Genomic DNA, 629 nt, shown 5'->3' with positions numbered 1-629 from the left:
CCGTGAACATGCACAGCGTTTAAAAGATTCCGCCAAAATTTACCGCTTCCCTATTCCATACTCTGTTGAAGAAATCATGGAAGCAACGCGTGAAACTCTGCGTCAAAACAAACTCGACAGCGCTTACATTCGTCCATTGGGATTTGTGGGCAATGTCGGTTTAGGTGTGTGTCCTCCAGTAGGCACCGAAATGGAGCTGATCATCGCGGCGTTCCCATGGGGCTCGTACCTTGGTGAAGAAGCACTAGAAAAAGGCGTGGATGCGATGATTTCAAGCTGGAATCGCGCGGCACCTAACACCATCCCTACCGCTGCAAAAGCGGGTGGTAACTACCTTTCTTCACTACTCGTTGGTGGTGAAGCACGTCGTCATGGTTACGACGAAGGTATCGCACTGAGTGTTGACGGTTACTTGTCAGAAGGCGCGGGCGAGAACATCTTTGTCATCAAAAATCGCGTGATCACCACACCACCAGCAACCAGCGCTATCCTACCGGGCATCACTCGTGACTCGATCATGACCATTGCTCGCGATAAAGGTTACGAAGTCCGTGAAGCTAACATTGCCCGCGAAGCGCTATACCTTGCGGATGAAGTATTCATGACCGGTACTGCAGCAGAAGTTGTGC

Annotated in this window: 1 protein-coding gene; it reads left to right on the top strand. The window is 50.9% G+C overall.

Annotated elements, in window-relative coordinates:
- On the top strand, positions 1-629 hold a 629-nt coding region (gene ilvE / locus R7040_RS27565), incomplete at both ends, for a branched-chain-amino-acid transaminase (RefSeq protein WP_318097758.1).

It is taken from the genome of Vibrio sp. 1069, from assembly GCF_033340555.1.
Note: the sequence above shows the minus strand (reverse complement) of the source record. Positions and strands in the feature narration are given on the sequence as shown.